This is a genomic window from Deinococcus koreensis (assembly GCF_002901445.1).
GTDB classification, from domain to species: Bacteria; Deinococcota; Deinococci; order Deinococcales; family Deinococcaceae; genus Deinococcus; species Deinococcus koreensis.
In genome coordinates, this window is the sequence record NZ_PPPD01000001.1 from 2,232,267 (window position 1) to 2,249,085 (window position 16,819).

A 16,819-nucleotide genomic window follows, 5' to 3' on the forward strand; every position below is an offset into this window, starting at 1 on the left:
CGGGGTTTTTCGCTGTCGTTCCCGGCCGGGGTGCGGGCGTGGCTCAGGCCCCTTCCCCCCCGGATCTGGTGCCCCTCGCCGCGCTTGAGCGAGGTCACGGACTTGGACGATCTGCACCGGAGGCGCGTCCGTCTCCAGTCCGCCTACAGCCAGCCGCGCCAGCGCCCCAGCGCCACCACGAGCACGCTCAGGCCCGCGCTGAACAGCAGCACGTCGCGGAAGCCGGTGTTGCCGGCCTTGAAGATGTCGGCCTGGAAGTTCATGCCCATCACGCCCGCCACGGCCGCGATGATCCCCAGCGTGACGGTCACCACCGTCAGGGCGCGCATGACGTCGTTGGTGCGCTGCCCGGTGCTGCTCATCAGCAGGTCGAAGGTGCCCAGCACGGTTTCGCGGGTCTGGCCGACCGCCTCCTGGGTCTGCTCGAACTGCCGCAGCAACCGGGTCAGCATGGCTTCGGGCTGGTCATCCTGGAAGATCAGGAAATCCGGGCTCGCCAGCCCGACGTAGACCGGCCGGTGGGCGCCCAGCAGGCGGCGCAGCTCGCTCACGCGCCGGCGCAGGCCCACCAGGGTCTCCAGGTGCTGACGCTCGCGCCGCTTCTCGCTCAGGATGCGCTCGTCCAGCCGGTCGATGTTGTCTTCCAGCGGCGCGAGCTGCAGGACGTAGCCCTCGATGTGCTCGGTCAGCAGCACGGCCAGGAAGGCGGCCGAGTCGAGCCGGCCCAGCTGGGTGTCGGTCTCCAGCCGGCCGCGGAAGGCGGTAAGGAAACTGACCGGCTCCTCGTGCGCGGTGCAGACGATGTTCTCGCTGACGGCGATCTGCACGGCGACCGGGCGGTAGTGGTGCAGCCCCTTCTCGACCGCGCTGATCCGCAGGTGGACGCCGGAGTCGTGGCGGTGCAGCGACGGCCGGCCTCCCGGAGACAGCAGGGCCGAACAGGTGCGCTCGTCGAGCGGCAGCGCCCGCAGCAGCGTCTCGACCGGCGCCCCGGGTTCGCCCTGGATATCGATCCACAGCAGCTGATGCTTGTCCAGGGCCGGCAGACCGCCGCCGAGGTCGATCTCGGAGTCCTGACCTTGGGCGTCGAAGAGCAGGGCGGAGATGGGCATGGCGTGAGGATAGATCAGTCTGCTCAGCAGGAGATGGAAAGTAGTTCACTCACGAAATGCCGTCCCATTCGTCTTCGATTGTAGGAATAGTTGGAGACAGGAAGGGGTCAAAACGTGTCGTTAACTCCCCACGGGCCATCACTATGACCTGAAAGTTATTTGCCTCAGCAGGCGGGTCACCCTCGTCATCTCGCCAATAAAGTAGGCCAAACGAGCCAGGGGCCTCACGGCAAATCCACTCCAAAAGGGTTTGAATGTCATCCCAATATGAAGATCGGTGGTTTTTGTGACCGCGTAAGTGTATAAAACATGAACCATTCATATAACCGATGTCTAGCACAGCGTTTTGATCGGATTGAACGTGATGTGATGAGTTGTTCACTGTCCACTGGAATCCACCAGTCAACCGTTCGAGGCCACCGAAGATCTCGTTTTCCCTACTATTTTCTCCAGGCCATTGAGGGGACTCCCGAATATTGAACCAGCCGTGGAACTCAAACACGCTCTTTCCTGAAGCCGTCCGGGTGCCCCCGGTGCCAGTTCCAGGCGGTCTGCACGATCTCCTTCAGGTCGGTGAACTTCGGGGAGAAGCCCAGATCCTGCACGATGCGCGAGGCGTCGGCCACCAGGCGGGGCGGGTCGCCGGCGCGGCGGTCGCCCACCTCGCGCCTCAGGGGCGTGCCGACCACGGTGTCCACGGCGTCCAGCACCTCCTTCACGGAAAAGCCGTGGCCCAGGCCCACGTTGTAGGTCGCGGCGTCGTGTCTGCCGGCCTGCAGCGCCTCGAGGGCCAGCACATGCGCGTCGGCCAGATCCTGCACATGTACGTAGTCGCGGATACAGGTGCCGTCGGGGGTAGGGTAGTCCTCGCCGTAGATCATCATCTTCTCGCGCACGCCCAGGGCGGTCAGGCAGGCCAGCTCGATCAGGTGGGTCTGGCCTGCGTGGGCCTCGCCGATATCGCCGACAGGAGAGGCGCCGCACACGTTGAAGTACCGCAGGATGGTATACGGCAGGCCGTGCGCCACGTGGAAGGCGTGGATCATGCGCTCGGTCATCAGCTTGGTCTCGCCGTACACGCTCTCGGGCTGCATGGGCGCGTCCTCGGGGATGGGCACGGCGTCGGTGGTGCCGTACACGGCGGCCGTGCTGGAGAACACCAGCGGAATCTTGCGGGTCTCCACGATGGCCTGCAGCAGGTTCAGGCTGCCCACCACGTTGTTGCGGTAGTAACGCCCCGGCGCGCGCATACTCTCGCCCACCTCGATCAGCGCGGCAAAGTGGATCACGGCCTCGGGCTGATGGGCCTGGAGCGCGGTCTTCACGGCCCCGGCGTCCAGCAGGTCGGCCCGGACGAGTTCCACGCCCGCCGGCAGCGCCTCGGCGTGCCCGCTGCTGAGGTTGTCCAGCACCACGACCTCATGTCCCGCCGCCCCAAGTTGACGCACCGTGTGCGACCCGATATACCCCGCTCCACCGACCACCAGAATCTTCATGGAGGTCAGGCTAGCAGGGGAGGCGCGCGGCCTAGCCGTCCGTCCCTATGAGTTCCGCAATGTTCCGCACGCCGTCGCGCTCCAGCATCCGGCTCAGGCCCCGGTTGAGTCCGCGCACCAGACCGGGGCCGCCGTACACCAGCGCGGTGTAGACCTCGACCAGATTCGCCCCGGCGCGCAGCTTGGCGTACACGTTCTCCGGCGTGAACACGCCGCCCACGCCGACAATCGGCACGCGCCCACGGGTCAGGCGGTAGGCGTCCCGCACGAGCCCCGTCGAGCGCAGGGTCAGCGGCTGCCCGCTCAGGCCGCCCGCCTGCTCCCGGTGGGGGTGGCCCAGCCCCTCGCGGCTCAGGGTGGTGTTGGAGAGGATCAGGCCCTGGGCTCCAGCCTCCAGGGTGGCCCCTACGCTGGCCTCGAAGTCGGCGGGGTGCAGATCCGGGGCCAGTTTCACGAGGACAGGCGGGGCGCGCAGGGCCGCCACCCGGCCCGCCTCAACCTCCTGCACCACCGCGCGCACCAGGGCCCCCAGCTCGTCGGCGGCCTGGAGGGCGCGCAGCCCCGGCGTGTTCGGGCTGCTCACGTTGACCACGAAGGCGTCGGCCACGCCCTGCAGGGCCCGCACGCACTTCAGGTAGTCCAGGGTGGCCTCGTCGTTCCCTGTGGCCTTGTTCCGGCCGATGTTCACCCACACCGGCACGTCTCGCGTCCGCAGGGCCGCCAGCCGGGCGTGCAGGGCGGCGGCGCCCTCGTTGTTGAAGCCCATGCGGTTGATCAGCGCCTGATCGCTGGGCAGGCGGAACAGCCGGGGCCGGTCGTTGCCGCTCTGGGGCAGCGGCGTGACCGTACCGACCTCCAGAAAGCCGAAGCCCAGCGCGGCGAAGGCCGGCACCGCCACGCCGTTCTTGTCCAGCCCCGCCGCCAGCCCCACGGGCGAGGCGAAGGACTGCCCCCACAGGGTCTGCGAGAGCCGGGCGTCGGTCGGCGCGCTCAGGCGCCGGGCCAGGGCGGGCCAGGCGGGCACGCGCGAGGCGGCTTCAAGCGCCCTGATCGTCAGGTGGTGGGCGTCCTCGGCGTCGAGGCGGAAGAGCAGGGGTCGGGCGAGGCGGCGGTACATCAATGCCCAGGATAGGGCGCTCTGGGGGTTATGAGGCTGTGGCTCAGAACCCGGGGGCTCAGCCCTCGGCCTCGCGGCTGATGGCGGCCTCTCCGCCGATGCGGGCGGAGGCGCGGGCCAGGGCCACCAGCACCACGATGGCCAGGACGGTCGCCAGGACGGCGTAGGTGTAGAGCCCCGCCAGACTCTCGCCGGTATTGAACAGCACCTTCAGGGTGGTCTTGATCGCCTCGTTCCAGGCCAGGGCCGCCACGAGGCCCAGGCTGGCGCTCGCCAGCGTGATCATGGTCTGCAGCATCGCGCGTGAATTGTTCATTGATCCTTCATAACAGGCCGGAGGCGGCCTGACAATCGGGCAAATGGGGGGAGCAGCGACGGGTCAGCGGGCCGGCGCCAGGAAGGTCGGCTCCAGCTGCACCAGTCGGGCGTGCTGGGCCCGCTCGCTCTCCTCGATCAGATCCTGCAGGGTGGTGCCGCCCAGCACGCCGCGCAGGGCCGCGTCGACCCGGAACCACAGATCCTGGGTGCCACACACGTTCTGATGGTCGCAGGCGTGGTCGTCCTCGACGCAGGACACCGGAGCGATCGAGCCTTCCATCGCCGTCACCACGTCATAGGCGTTGATCTCGGTGGCCGGGCGGGCCAGCCGGTAGCCCCCGTGGGCGCCCCGCACGCTGCGGATGAAGCCGGCGCGGCGCAGGTTGCTGGCGATCTGCTCCAGATAGTGCTGGCTGATGCCTTGCCTCTCGGACACGTCCTTGAGCGGCACGGCAGCGCCGCCCTCACGCCCGATCTCGATCAGGGCGCGCAGGCCGTACTGGGCTTTGGTAGAGACCCACATGGGGCCAGTCTAGCGCTTAATTCCGGGTGGAGTGTAGGGATTTAGGGGATTGTGGCTAGGAAGGCCGCTACACCGACGCTGCGCCTTCGGGGAGCGTCCTCCGATCGGAGGTGATGCCTCCGCCCTGGCCGCGTCGGTCGCTGCTCAAATCCCTCTCTGTGTTCAGGATGACTACTGTGCTGACGCTTGCGTACAGCTCATGACCCAAAAAAAGGAGCGCCGGGGAGTATCCGGCGCCACTCTTCCCGCAATTGTCTGCTCAGTGCCCGTTCTGGCCGCTGCGCTCGCTGCTCAGGCGCCCGCCCCCCTGCACGTCGTCCAGCCTGACCGCGCCGTGGCGTTTCATCAGGCTCAGGGCCTCGTCGCCGCGGGCGCCGCTGGGATCGCGGGCGATGACCAGGGTGTGGCCGCTACGCAGGGCCGCCTGGAAGCGCTCGGCCTGCGAGGCCGGCACGCCCATGGCGCGCAGCAGTTTCACGTAGTCGCCGTGGTCGCTGCCGGCCAGCGCGCCGAAGAGCCCGCCCAGCGCCCCGCCGCCGATGACCCCGAACAACATGCCGTACAGCCCGCCCACGTGCAGCGAGTTGGTGGCCGGAATGATCCACAGCAGGAACCAGATCGGCACGGTCAGCACCAGGCCGGCGGCGATGCCCACCAGGGCGCCCTTGATCACGCTGCCCGAGCCGCCGGGAGCGCCCGCCTCGGGGCTCACGCCGGTCGCCTGCGCGATGGTGTCCTCGGCCACCACATCCGACAGGGCGAAGCCCAGGTGATCGCGTTCGAACCCGCGTGATTTCAGGGCCTCCAGAGCAGTCTGGGCCTGCGAGGGCTCGCGGAAGAGGGCAACGACGCTTTCCATACCCTAGATGTTTAGCATGTCGGGCCCCCGGGCGGGGAGGGACAAACGCGCCGGACGCTGAGCGTTCTTTTGCCTTTGGGGGCCTCGTCGGGGGAAGAGGGACGTCCGGGCGCTCCACAGGTACGTTTGCCTGCCAGGCGCTCCCTATACTGCGGACATGACCGCCAGGGCAGCTCTCAGCGTGCCGGACGCCGCCTTCGAGGCGCGGCTGCGCGAGGTGCTGCGTTCGAAGGTGGAATTCATCGAACTGATCGGAGAGGATCTGGTCGCGGCCGGCGGCAAGCGCACCCGGCCGCTGATCACCTTCCTGTCGGCGCAGCTGCTGGGCGCCTCGCCCGGCGGGCCGGACTGGAAGTATGTGCAGGACGTCGGCGTGTGCGTGGAGCTGCTGCACTCGGCCTCACTGCTGCACGACGACCTGATCGACGACGCCGACACCCGGCGCGGGCATCAGGCGGCCTTCCGGCGGTTTGGCAACGTGGTCAGCGTGATGAGCGGCGACTTCATGCTCTCGCGGCTGCTGATGCTGCTCTCGCAGATGCCGGGCAGCGCGCCCCTGACCCGCGCCTTCGGCGAGACCGCCTCGGTGATCTGCGAGGGCGAGGTGCTGCAGTTTCAGGTCGCGGCCTATCAGGACTACTCGCTGGAGCACTACCTGAGCGTGATCCACGGCAAGACGGCCGCCCTGACCGAACTGGCCGCCCGCAGCCCGGCGCTGCTGCTGGGTGCCCGGCCCGAACAGGCCCAGGCCCTGGCGACCTTCGGCCTGGAATACGGCCTGGCCTTCCAGATGCAGGACGACCTGCTCGACCTGGCCGGCGAGGAGGCGCTCATCGGCAAGCCCGTGGGCGGCGATCTGCGCGAGGGCAAGGCAACCCTGCCGCTGCTCTACCTGCTGGACGGCCCGCACGGCGCCGAGGTGCGCGCCGTGCTGGAGCGCCGCGCCGCCCAGGACGGCGACGTCGCCCGCGTGCGTGAGCTGGCCGTGCAGGGCGGCGCCTTTACGCGCACCCGTGAGGAAATCCGCCGCCGCGCCGCGCTGGCTGCCGCCGCCCTGGGGGTCTTCCCGCCCTCCGAGGCCCGCGAGGGGCTGGAACGGCTGGCTCATAAGGAGATCGAACGCGCCCGGTAAAGGCGGCGCCTTCAACCTGCGCTCAACCTATGCCTGTCATCACCGCGCTTGATGGATCCGTGCCTGTCCCTCTGAACCCCCACACGGTCTCCCTGAACGGAGTGGAGGGTATCGCCCAGGCCTGCCCGAGTTTCCCGCATCGGCCCGATCCGATCTCCAGTCAGGTTCGCGTGGCCCCGTCCTGATCCGGTGGACGGCCGCTCCTCCCCGTCGCCTGGCAATCGCCAGGTTCGCCTGCCCTCCTGCACGCATCCCGATACTGGAACCGCTTCCCCTGCAGCGCGTGTCTGTCGCTGAAAAAGGCGGCAGCCCGGTGGGGTTGACGCTGACCTCACGGCCCGGCTAGAACGGTGGACGGTTTGAGCATCCAGACCTACCCGGAGCACCCTCCTTTGCCCTCTCAGGTTGTCTATGCGAGTCGGGCGGGGCGTGTATGCTTCGGGGGTCAGCAAAGCCATCCAGAGCGCCGCGTACCGTCGTGGCCGGCAAGAAGGAGACCCACACATGCGGGCATCAGGACTCAACTGGCAGGGCCTCATGGAACAGCTCCAGCAGGCACTGCCCCACTGCGAGGTGACCGATCAGTCGCTCGCCTATTTCAAGTATCCCCGGCGCACCGTGTCGCTGAACCTGCCGGTTCGTATGGACGACGGCTCCGTGCGGATGTTCCGGGCCTACCGCTCGGTACACAGCAATTCGCGTGGCCCCGCCATGGGCGGCGTGCGCCTGAAAGCCGGCCTGAACGCCCACGAATGCGAGGTGCTGGCCGCCATCATGACCCTGAAAGCGGCCGTGGCCGACCTGCCCCTGGGCGGCGCGAAGGGCGGCGTGGACGTCGATCCGGCGACCCTCAGCGAGCATGAGTTGCAGGGGCTGGCCCGGCGCTATTCCAGCGAACTCGTGAAGTTCATCGGACACCACGAGGACATCCTGGCCCCCGACGTGGGCACCGACGAGCAGGTCATGGCCTGGATCCTCGACGCCTACGCCGAGAACACCGGCGAGACCCTGAGCGGCGTGGTGGTCGGCAAGCCCATTCCGCTGGGCGGCTCCTACGGCAGCAAGGACGCCCGGGGCCGCTCGGCCGCGCTGATCACGGGGCGCGTGCTGGAGGAGGCCGGGCGCACGCTGAACCACGCCCGAGTCGCTGTGTACGGCTTCGGCGCGGTGGGTCGCCGGGCCGCGCAGAGCCTGGCCGAGCAGGGCGCGCTGGTGGTCGCCGTGAGCGATCAGGGCGGCGCCACCTACGCCAGCAGCGGGCTGGACGTGGCCGCCGTGACCGCCCACCGCCAGCGCCACGGCTCGGTGCAGGGCTACGCCACCGACATCACCCCCGACGAGCTGACCGAGCTGGACGTGGACGTGCTGATGCTGGCCTACGACTACGGCGCCATCAACGCGGGCAACGCCCACGCGGTACGTGCCGACTACGTGGTCGAGGCCACCAACCGCGCCGTGCTGCCCGAGGCCGAGCGCTTCCTGAAAGAGCAGGGCGTAACAGTCCTGCCCGATCTGGTCGCCAGCATCGGCGGGGTCGTCGTGAACTACCTGGAATGGGTGCAGGACGCCAGCAACTTCTTCTGGACGGAAGAGGAGATCGAGTCCGCCATCGACCAGCGCGTGAACCCGGCCCTGGACGCGGTGCTGGCCTTCATGCGGACGCGCGGCACCGATATGCGGACGGCCGCCTACGCCATCGCCCTGAACCGCCTGCACGACGCGACGGTGATGCGCGGGGTGTATCCCTGAAGCGGTGAGCTCTGGGCTCTGAGCTTTGAGCCAGAAGCCCGACACCTCCCCTTCGGACAGATCTTTTTCCCTTTCATAGCCCAGAGCTCATAGCTCCTCACCCATCGCCCCTCCGAAGGAGGCCCCCCATGACCGCCACGCAAGACCCCAAAACCCCCAAAGACCTGGGGCCGCACGCCATCCCCAGTTACCTCGACCCCAACAACATCGGCCCCTACGAGATCTTTCTGGAGCAGGTGAACCGCGTCACGCCGTACCTGGGCAAGCTGGCCTTCTGGGTCGAGACGCTCAAGCGGCCCAAGCGGATTCTCGTGGTGGACATCCCGGTGCACCTCGACGACGGCTCGGTGGCGCACTTCGAGGGCTACCGCGTGCAGCACAACACCTCGCGCGGGCCGGCCAAGGGGGGCGTGCGCTACCACCAGGACGTGACCCTGAGTGAAGTGATGGCGCTCTCGGCCTGGATGACGGTCAAGAACGCGGCCGTGAACCTGCCCTACGGCGGCGGCAAGGGCGGCATCCGCCTCGACCCGCGCAAGTACTCCACAGGCGAGCTGGAGCGCATCACGCGGCGCTACACCTCCGAGATCGGCCTGATCATCGGCCCGGACAAGGACATCCCCGCGCCCGACGTGAACACCGGCCCGCAGACCATGGCCTGGATGATGGACACCTACTCGATGAACGTGGGCCGCACCGCCACCGGAGTGGTGACCGGCAAGCCCGTGGCGCTGGGCGGCTCGCTGGGCCGCGCCGACGCGACCGGACGCGGCGTGTTCGTGACCGGCGCCGAGGCCATGAAGAAGCTGGGGATGCCCATGGAGGGCGCCCGCATCGCCGTGCAGGGCTTCGGCAACGTGGGCGAGGCCGCCGCGCGCATCTTCCATGAACACGGCGCGAAGATCGTCGCCATTCAGGACGTGACCGGCACCATCGCCAGCGAGGCCGGCATCGACCCCGGCGTGGCCCTGGAGCACCTGCGCCGCACCGGCAAGATCACCGACCTGCCGGGTAGCGAGGAAATCACCCGTGACGAGTTCTGGGGCGTGGACTGCGACGTGCTGATTCCCGCCGCGCTGGAAAAGCAGATCACCCTGCACAACGCCAACCGCATCAAGGCCCGCCTGATCATCGAGGGCGCCAACGGCCCCACCATCCCCGCCGCCGACGACCTGCTGGCCGACAAGGGCGTGACCGTGGTGCCCGACGTACTCGCCAACGCGGGCGGCGTGACGGTCTCGTACTTCGAGTGGGTGCAGGACTTCTCCTCCTTCTTCTGGACGGAGGACGAGATCAACAAACGCCTCGACCGCATCATGAGTGAGGCCTTCCAGAGCCTCTGGGCCGTCAAGGAGCAGCACGGCGTGACCCTGCGGACGGCGGTGTACATCGTGGCCTGTACGCGCGTGCTGGAAGCCCGGGCTTTGCGGGGGCTGTACCCGTGAGGATGTAGAAGGTCTATGGATGATGGTCGATGGAGAAGCACGTTCCATCGACCATCACCTTTCGGCCATTCCCTCAGTACAGCTTGTCCAGGACGTCATCCTTCATCACGAAGGAGTTCTCCTTGGTCGGGAACTGGCGGGCCCTGACCTCGGCGGCGTAGTGCTCGATGGCCTCGCGGGCCACCTTGCCGACCTCGGCGTAGCGCTTGGCGATCTTCTTCTCCTCGCCCTCGTAGACGCCCAGCAGGTCGTGGGTCACCAGCACCTGGCCGCCGCAGCCCACGCCCGCGCCGATGCCGATGGTGGGGATGTGCAGCTTCTCGCTGATCAATCGGGCCAGACGGGCGGGAATGGCCTCCAGCACGATCCCGAAAGCCCCCGCGCGTTCCAGGGCCAGCGCTCCGTCCAGGGTCAGGCGGGCGGAGTCGTCGTCCTTGCCCTGCACCTTCAGGCCGCCCTGGGCGGTGGCGGTCTGGGGCATCAGGCCCACGTGGCCCATCACGGGAATGCCGTTGCGGGTCAGGGTGTCCACGACCTGCAGGATCTCGGCGGTGGCGCCCTCCATCTTCACGGCGTCGGCGCCGGTCTCCTGGATGATCTTCACGGCGTTGCGCATGGCGTCCTGCACGCCCGTGTGGTAGGTGCCGAAGGGCAGGTCGACGATCATGAAGGTGTCCGGGGCGCCCCGCCGCACCGCGCGGGCATGGTGGATCATGTCGCCCAGCGTGACCGGCGCCGTGGAGTCGTAGCCCAGCACGACGTTGCCCAGCGAGTCGCCCACCAGGATCAGGTCGACCCCCGCCGCCTCGGCGTGCCGGCCGCCGGGATAGTCGTAGGCGGTGACCATCACCAGCGGAACTTCGGAGTGCTGCAGCTCCGGAATACTGCGTTTCATAGGCGGAGGGTAGCAAAGGGGCAGCCGGGACAGGGCCCTGCCCGCTGCCGTGAGGCCCACCCACCGCCCGCCCCACCTGCCGGGGTGCGACCACCGGCGCTGCCTTATGCTGGATGTATGCCTTCACACGATGCTGCCCCAGCGGTCTCCGGGCCTCCGCAGCAGGAGGGGCGGGCGGCAGAGCGCTCGGAACTGCACGCGCGGGCCTGGTGGCGGGTCACCCAGGCGCTGGGCGGGGCCACCCTGCCCGACGAGGTGATCCGGGTGGTCGTGCAGGAGGGGGTGCGGGCCATGGGCGCCGACGCCGGCTCGGTGATGCTGGTCAGCGCCACCGCCGAGGAGCTGGTGATCCAGGGTTCGGTGGGCTACGACGCCGATCTGATCGACCTCTGGCGTCATCTGCCGCTCTCCCGGCACACCCCCGCGACGGTGGCCTTCACCAGCCGTACGCCGGTTCTGATCGAGACCATGCAGCAGGCGCTCGAGGCTTACCCGGTGCTCGCCCCGGTGCTGCGCGCGACCACCGGCAGTCTGGCCGCCCTGCCGCTGCTGGTCTCCGACCGGAGTCTCGGGGTGCTGACGCTGTCGTTCGCGCAGACGCGCTCCTTCGACGACACCGACCGCACCTTCCTGCTCTCGCTGGCGGCCCAGTGCGCGCAGGCCCTGCAGCGCAGCGCGGCGCTGCGGGAAGCCGAGGTGCTGAACACCCAGCTGTCGTTCCTGGCCGAGGCCAGCGCGGTGCTGGGCCGCTCGCTCGACCTGACCACCACGCTGGACAGCATCGCGCGCCTCACCGTGCCCCGCCTGACCGACTGGTGCGTGATCCACCTACCTGCCCCGGAAGGGCGGCTCAGGCCGGTGACGGTGGTGCATCAGGATCCGCAGATGGCCACGTTCCTGCGCGAGTTCATCGAGCGCTACCCCTCGACGGTCGACAGTGAAGGCAGTGTGGGGCGGGTGTTCCGGAGCGGTGAAGCCGAGGTCATGACCGAGATCAGTGACGACCTGATCGAGGCCATGCCGATGTCCGAGACCTGGAAGGGCGAGATTCGCCGTCTTCAGATGCGCTCCGTGATCACCGTGCCCATGAAGGCCAGCGGCACGGTGGTCGGCGTGCTCGGCATGGCGAGAACCAGCCTGGAGCGGGCCTACACCCAGGGCGATCTGGCCTTCGCCCAGGAGGTCGCGGCCCGTGCCGGTAACGCCGTGGAGCACGCCCGGCTCTACCAGCAGCTGCAGCAGGAGCTGGCCGAGCGCAAGCGGGCGCAGCAGGCCCTGGACGCGGCCAACGCCCACCTGGAGGAGCGGGTCGAGGAGCGCACCCGCGAACTGGCCGAGGTCAACGAGGAACTGCGCGCCTTCACCTACTCCGCCTCCCACGACCTGCGAACCCCGATGCGCCACATCAGCAGCTTCGCGGACATCCTCGAGCGGCGCTGGGACGGCTCGGACGAGCGCTCACGGGCGGCGCTGGGACAGATCCAGCAGGCGGCCCGGCGGATGCACGCGATCATCGACGGCCTGCTGAGCCTGTCGAGGTCCAGTCAGCTGGCCCTGGAACCGGCCCCGGTGGCGCTGGGCCCACTGGTGCAGGGAGCCATCGGCGCGCTGGAGCTGGAAACCCAGGGCCGCTCCATCGAGTGGCGGGTCTCGGCCCTGCCGGAGGTGCCGGGCGACTCCGGCCTGCTCTCGCTCGTGCTTCAGAACCTGCTGAGCAACGCGGTCAAGTACACGCAGCGCGAGCCCAACGCCGTGATCGAGGTGTCCGCCGAAACCCAGAGCGGCGAGGTGAGCGTGACCGTGCGCGACAACGGCGTGGGCTTCGATCCCGCCTACGCCCACAAACTGTTCCAGCCCTTCCAGCGCCTCCACCATCCGTCCGAGTTCGAGGGCACCGGGATCGGGCTGGCCACCGTGCGGCGCATCGTCTCGCGGCACGGCGGGCGGGTGTGGGCCCAGAGCATGCCGGGTCAGGGGGCCACCTTCTCGTTCAGTCTGCCGCTGTAGTCCTGCCGCTATAGGCCGGAAGCTCAGTCCTCGGCCACGTCCGTCAGATCCATCGCCCGCAGTTCGGGGGCCAGATACGCGGTCACGGCCACCACGACCAGGGTCACGATCCCGCCCAGCCACACCGAGCGGGCGGTGCCCAGCAGCCGGGCGGCCACGCCGCTCTCGAAGGCCCCCAGTTCGTTGCTGGCCCCGATGAACATGCCGCTCACCGCGTTCACCCGCCCGCGCATGTGGTCGGGCGCCCGGATCTGCAGGGTGGCGCTGCGGATCACCATGCTGATCCCGTCGAAGAGGCCGGCGGCCACGAGCGCGGCCACGCTCAGGGCGAAGTTCTTCGAGAGGCCGAAGACCAGCATGGACATCCCGAAGCCCGCCACCGCCGCCAGCAGCGTGCGCCCGGCGCCCTTGCCCGGCGGGTGCTTGGTGGCGTACAGCATGACCGCCAGCGCCCCCACGCTGGGCGCCGCGACCAGCACACCGAGTCCCGTGGGCCCGGCCGCCAGGATGTCGGACGCGAAGATGGGCAGCAGGGCCACCGCGCCGCCAAACAGCACACTGAACAGGTCGAGGGCCATGGAGCCCACCAGCACCTGCCGCCGCATCACGAAGGCCAGCCCCGCCTTCACGCTGTCCCAGACCGGCTCGCCGGGAGTGAAGCGGGGTCTGGGTTTGGGCTTCACGTAGGCCACGCAGGCCAGCGACACCACGAACAGCACGCCGCCGAACACGTAGGCGCCCGCCGCCCCGACCGAGGCGTACAGCACCCCACCCACCGCCGGCCCGGCGATGGCCGCCGCCTGCCACGCGCTGGAACGCCACGCCGAGGCCCGCAGCAGCAGTTCGCGCGGTACCACCTGCGCCTGGAAGGCGGGCAGCGCGGGGTCGGAGAAGCCGCGCGCCACCCCCAGTGTGAAGATCAGCGCCAGGATAGGCAGGATGCCGTGCTGAACGGCGTGTGGGGCGTACAGCGCGAAGCAGCCCGCGCAGACCACCTCGACGGAAATGGTGCCCAGCAGGATCAGGCGGCGGTCGCTCCGGTCGGCCACCACGCCACCGAAGAGGGCCAGGCTGAGCGCCGGAATGGCCTCGACCAGCCCCAGGATGCCCAGCGTCAGGGGGTCTTTGGTCAGCTGGTAGAGCTGGTAGGCCACCGTCAGGGCCACCGCGCGGCCCGCCAGGGTGGAGCACACGGCGGCCAGCAGCATGGCGCGGAATTCGGGGAGCGCCAGCACGGCGCGGCTGGAATCGGGGGCTGAAGAGTGGCGACTCGAACTCACTGCGGCAGTCTAGGCCGGGCTCCAGGCCGATCTGGCGGCAGAGCTGATAGTCAGCCCTCAGCCCTTCACGACCTCGCCCCAGCGGCCCAGCACGAGGTAGATGATCCAGCCGGTGACCGCCACGTACAGCCAGACCGGCACGGTCCAGCGCACCCAGGCGCGGTGCCTGTTGAACAGGCCGCGCGCCGCCGGGGCGTCGATGTTGCCCAGGTTTCCGGCGGCCTTCAGGCCCTTCCAGGCGTTGTACAGCGCCCCCAGCGCCAGCGGCAGGTTCGCGGCGGCCAGGATGATGTGGCTGATCAGCAGGGCGAAGTACGCCGGGCGCCACTCGTCCGGCCCCACGTATTTCTTCTCGTAGCCCAGGCCCAGCCGGGTCAGGTACAGCACCAGGAAGATGGTCGCCAGGGCACTGGCCGTGAGCATGGCGCGCATATGCGCCTCCCGGTTCCCGTTCCGGATAAACAAGACGCCGACCACCAAGGCCAGCCCGCTCAGGACGATCGTAATGACCGCCCACTGATTGATCGTTTGCGCCAACACGGGATCAGTGTAGGGGTGGGGGGCAGGGCAGGTGTCCGTGCTCCGGGACACCGCACAGGTCGCAGGATGACCTGGTGGATGGCGCCTGCGCATCAGGGGACAATCCTCCGGCCCCCCCGGCGCCTAAAATGGCGCAGGACTTCGCCCCGTGGGCGGCGGAGGCAAGGGACGGTGAGGAAGTGAGTGGAACGTTGACGGTTCCCCGCGCGGTTGCGGGCGCCTGGTTGCCCCGGCTGGCGTGGGCGGCACTGATCTACAACGTGCTGGTGATCCTCTGGGGCGCGGTCGTGCGGATCACCGGGGCCGGCGCGGGCTGCGGCGAACACTGGCCGCTGTGCAACGGCGTGGTGGTGCCGCAGAGTCCCACCCTGCACACCGTCATCGAATTCAGCCACCGCCTGACCAGCGGCGCGAGCGGCCTGCTGGCGATCGGCCTGGTCGCGCTGGCGTTCCGGGTCACGGCCAGGGGGCATCCGGCGCGTTTCGGGGCGCTGCTCAGCCTGGGCCTGATCATCCTGGAGGGGCTGGTGGGCGGCGTACAGGTGCTGCTGGGCCTGACCGCCGACTCCACCGACCCGGCGCGCGGTTTCGTGCAGGGCGTCCACCTCGCCAACACCTTCCTGCTGCTGGGCGCGCTGCTGCTCACGGCGCTGTGGGTCTCGGGCGCCCCGGCCCCCCGGCTGCGCGCCCAGGGCTGGGTCGGCGCCTGGAGTTACCTGGCGCTGGGGCTGCTGCTGGTGCTGGGCATGGCGGGCGCGGTCACGGCGCTGGGCGACCTGCTGTTCCTCCCGGCCGACGGCACGCCCATCGACACCGTGAAGCGCGACTTCGGGGCCACTGCCAGCGTGATCGAGAACCTGCGCGTGCTCCACCCCATGCTGGCGGTGCTGGTCAGCGCCTTTCTGGTGTGGCTGGGCGTGTTCCTGCGCCGCGAGCGGCCAGGGGCGGACGTAGCCCGCTGGAGCGGCGTGGTCTGGGGACTGGTCGCCGCCCAGATGGCGCTGGGCTTCCTGAACGTGGCCCTCAAGGCGCCGGGCTGGATGCAGCTCTCGCACCTGCTGCTGGCCTGCGTGCTGTGGCTGGCGACCGTGCGGCTGGTGTACGCGGCGCTGGTCGCCCCCCAGGCCCGTGCGGCGTCCGGCGGGCTGGAGGTGGGCGCGTGACCTCGGGCCGCGTGCAGACCCCGGAGGCCCGCCCCCCCTCTGATAGCGTGAAGGCTATGACGAAGGCCGCGCCGATCCGCGCCACCTGGCGGGATTACCTGGCCCTGACCAAACCCAAGGTCATCAGCCTGCTGCTGTGGACTACCGTGACGGCCATGTTCATGGCGGCGCGCGGCTGGCCGGGGCTGGGGCTGCTGCTGGTGGTCAGCGTGGCCGGCTACATGTCGGCGGGTTCGGCGGGCGTGTTCAACATGATCATCGACCGCGACATCGACCTGAGGATGGCGCGCACGGCGGGGCGGCCCACCTCCAGCGGCCTGATCGGAGGGCGCGAGGCCGCGCTGTTCGGCGGCGCCCTGCAGATCCTCTCGTTCCTCATGCTGTGGATCTGGGCCACGCCGCTGGCCGCCTGGATGAGCCTGGCGGGCTTCGTGACCTACGTGGGCGTGTACACCGCGCTGCTCAAGCGTCACACCTGGCACAACATCGTGCTGGGGGGCGCGGCCGGCTGTTTCCCGCCGCTGGTGGGCTGGGCCGCCGTGACCGGTGACCTGAACCTCTTCGCGTGGTTCCTCTTCGCCATCATCTTCTTCTGGACGCCCGTGCACTTCTGGGCGCTGGCCCTGATGATCAAGGAGGAATACCGCGAGGTCGGCATTCCCATGCTGCCGGTGGTGCACGGCGAGAAGCTCACCGTGGCGCAGATCGGCCTGTACGCCATCTACACGGTGGTGCTCTCCTTGATGCCGGTGTTCCTGCGCGAGGTCGGGGCGATCTATTTCGTGTCGGCGGCGGCCCTGGGCGGCTGGCTGCTGGTGCTGTCCTGGCGGCTGTACCGCCATGTCATGACCGGTCACACGGTCGAGCGCAAGGTGGCCGTGCCGCTGTACCTGTATTCCATGCTGTATCTGGCCCTACTGTTCGCCCTGGGTGCGCTTGACCGGGCCGTGTTCGCCGCCCTGGGTTGACAGCTCTGGGCTGGGCCGGCTGAGCGGACGGCCCCGGCCACGTGGCCCCTCCACTGGAGCCCCTTCACTTTTCCTTCGGCAGGACACTTTGCCCGCGCTTCATGGTGTCTCATGCGGAAGCGACCTAACCGAGCGGTCGGGCGGGGCGTCCCTCATCCCAGCCGGGGTTCCGGCGCACCCTGGTCATCTGGACGCTTTAAACTGTAGGGCAGAAG

The 16,819-nt window shown here is 69.1% G+C and carries 16 protein-coding genes; 6 read left to right on the forward strand and 10 right to left on the reverse strand.

Annotated features, from left to right (window positions below):
* Nucleotides 1-143 precede the first annotated feature (143 nt).
* The 7 genes from CVO96_RS10610 to CVO96_RS10640 form a co-directional block, all read right to left on the reverse strand.
* On the reverse strand, nucleotides 144-1,112 hold the full coding sequence (locus tag CVO96_RS10610; protein WP_103312209.1) for a magnesium transporter CorA family protein: 969 nt from the start codon (nucleotides 1,110-1,112) through the stop codon (nucleotides 144-146).
* A 49-nt stretch (nucleotides 1,113-1,161) separates the two neighbouring features.
* Complete coding sequence (locus tag CVO96_RS21705; RefSeq protein ID WP_103312210.1) at nucleotides 1,162-1,614, reverse strand: Imm7 family immunity protein; 453 nt, start codon at nucleotides 1,612-1,614, stop codon at nucleotides 1,162-1,164.
* Nucleotides 1,607-2,608 carry a UDP-glucose 4-epimerase GalE gene (gene galE / locus CVO96_RS10620; protein ID WP_103312211.1) on the reverse strand — a complete coding sequence of 334 codons (1,002 nt, stop codon included), beginning with the start codon at nucleotides 2,606-2,608 and terminating at the stop codon, nucleotides 1,607-1,609. The genes CVO96_RS21705 and galE overlap by 8 nt, the downstream gene beginning before the upstream one ends.
* 31 nt (nucleotides 2,609-2,639) lie before the next feature.
* Nucleotides 2,640-3,725: a quinone-dependent dihydroorotate dehydrogenase gene (locus CVO96_RS10625; protein WP_103312212.1), complete on the reverse strand. Its 1,086-nt coding sequence runs from the start codon at nucleotides 3,723-3,725 to the stop codon at nucleotides 2,640-2,642.
* Between the two features lie 58 nt (nucleotides 3,726-3,783).
* The gene (locus CVO96_RS10630) at nucleotides 3,784-4,041 is read right to left on the reverse strand and encodes a DUF5654 family protein (RefSeq protein ID WP_103312213.1); all 258 of its coding nucleotides are present in this window, start codon (nucleotides 4,039-4,041) and stop codon (nucleotides 3,784-3,786) included.
* Nucleotides 4,042-4,104: 63 nt separating this feature from the next.
* Nucleotides 4,105-4,566 (reverse strand): Rrf2 family transcriptional regulator, encoded by a 462-nt coding sequence (locus CVO96_RS10635; RefSeq protein WP_103312214.1) that lies wholly within the window; start codon nucleotides 4,564-4,566, stop codon nucleotides 4,105-4,107.
* 259 nt (nucleotides 4,567-4,825) lie between these two features.
* Nucleotides 4,826-5,425, reverse strand: a complete 600-nt coding sequence (locus CVO96_RS10640) for a hypothetical protein (protein WP_103312215.1) — start codon at nucleotides 5,423-5,425, stop codon at nucleotides 4,826-4,828.
* A gap of 157 nt (nucleotides 5,426-5,582) precedes the next feature.
* On the opposite strand from CVO96_RS10640, the gene CVO96_RS10645 reads away from it, so the two are divergent.
* From CVO96_RS10645 to CVO96_RS10655, 3 genes are all read left to right on the forward strand, one after another.
* A complete protein-coding gene (locus CVO96_RS10645; protein WP_103312216.1) occupies nucleotides 5,583-6,557 on the forward strand; it encodes a polyprenyl synthetase family protein in 975 nt (324 codons plus the stop codon).
* 504 nt (nucleotides 6,558-7,061) lie between these two features.
* Complete coding sequence (locus CVO96_RS10650) at nucleotides 7,062-8,306, forward strand: Glu/Leu/Phe/Val family dehydrogenase (protein ID WP_103312217.1); 1,245 nt, start codon at nucleotides 7,062-7,064, stop codon at nucleotides 8,304-8,306.
* A 128-nt stretch (nucleotides 8,307-8,434) separates the two neighbouring features.
* Nucleotides 8,435-9,751: a Glu/Leu/Phe/Val family dehydrogenase gene (locus CVO96_RS10655; RefSeq protein WP_103312218.1), complete on the forward strand. Its 1,317-nt coding sequence runs from the start codon at nucleotides 8,435-8,437 to the stop codon at nucleotides 9,749-9,751.
* A gap of 73 nt (nucleotides 9,752-9,824) precedes the next feature.
* Here CVO96_RS10655 and panB read toward each other — a convergent pair whose 3' ends face one another.
* Nucleotides 9,825-10,646, reverse strand: coding sequence for a 3-methyl-2-oxobutanoate hydroxymethyltransferase (gene panB, locus CVO96_RS10660; RefSeq protein WP_103312219.1), 822 nt, complete (start codon nucleotides 10,644-10,646; stop codon nucleotides 9,825-9,827).
* A 117-nt stretch (nucleotides 10,647-10,763) separates the two neighbouring features.
* Between panB and CVO96_RS10665 the strand changes: the two genes are divergently transcribed.
* Nucleotides 10,764-12,653, forward strand: a complete 1,890-nt coding sequence (locus tag CVO96_RS10665; RefSeq protein ID WP_103312220.1) for a GAF domain-containing protein — start codon at nucleotides 10,764-10,766, stop codon at nucleotides 12,651-12,653.
* Between the two features lie 23 nt (nucleotides 12,654-12,676).
* Here CVO96_RS10665 and CVO96_RS10670 read toward each other — a convergent pair whose 3' ends face one another.
* Together CVO96_RS10670 and CVO96_RS10675 are read right to left on the reverse strand one after the other, a co-directional pair.
* Complete coding sequence (locus CVO96_RS10670; RefSeq protein ID WP_243398290.1) at nucleotides 12,677-13,933, reverse strand: MFS transporter; 1,257 nt, start codon at nucleotides 13,931-13,933, stop codon at nucleotides 12,677-12,679.
* Between the two features lie 57 nt (nucleotides 13,934-13,990).
* Nucleotides 13,991-14,470 carry a DUF420 domain-containing protein gene (locus tag CVO96_RS10675; RefSeq protein WP_165795372.1) on the reverse strand — a complete coding sequence of 160 codons (480 nt, stop codon included), beginning with the start codon at nucleotides 14,468-14,470 and terminating at the stop codon, nucleotides 13,991-13,993.
* Nucleotides 14,471-14,652: 182 nt separating this feature from the next.
* Here CVO96_RS10675 and CVO96_RS10680 point away from each other — a divergent pair, with 182 nt between their 5' ends.
* A complete protein-coding gene (locus tag CVO96_RS10680; RefSeq protein ID WP_243398292.1) occupies nucleotides 14,653-15,636 on the forward strand; it encodes a COX15/CtaA family protein in 984 nt (327 codons plus the stop codon).
* A 56-nt stretch (nucleotides 15,637-15,692) separates the two neighbouring features.
* Complete coding sequence (locus tag CVO96_RS10685) at nucleotides 15,693-16,604, forward strand: heme o synthase (RefSeq protein ID WP_103312223.1); 912 nt, start codon at nucleotides 15,693-15,695, stop codon at nucleotides 16,602-16,604.
* Nucleotides 16,605-16,819: the final 215 nt, after the last annotated feature.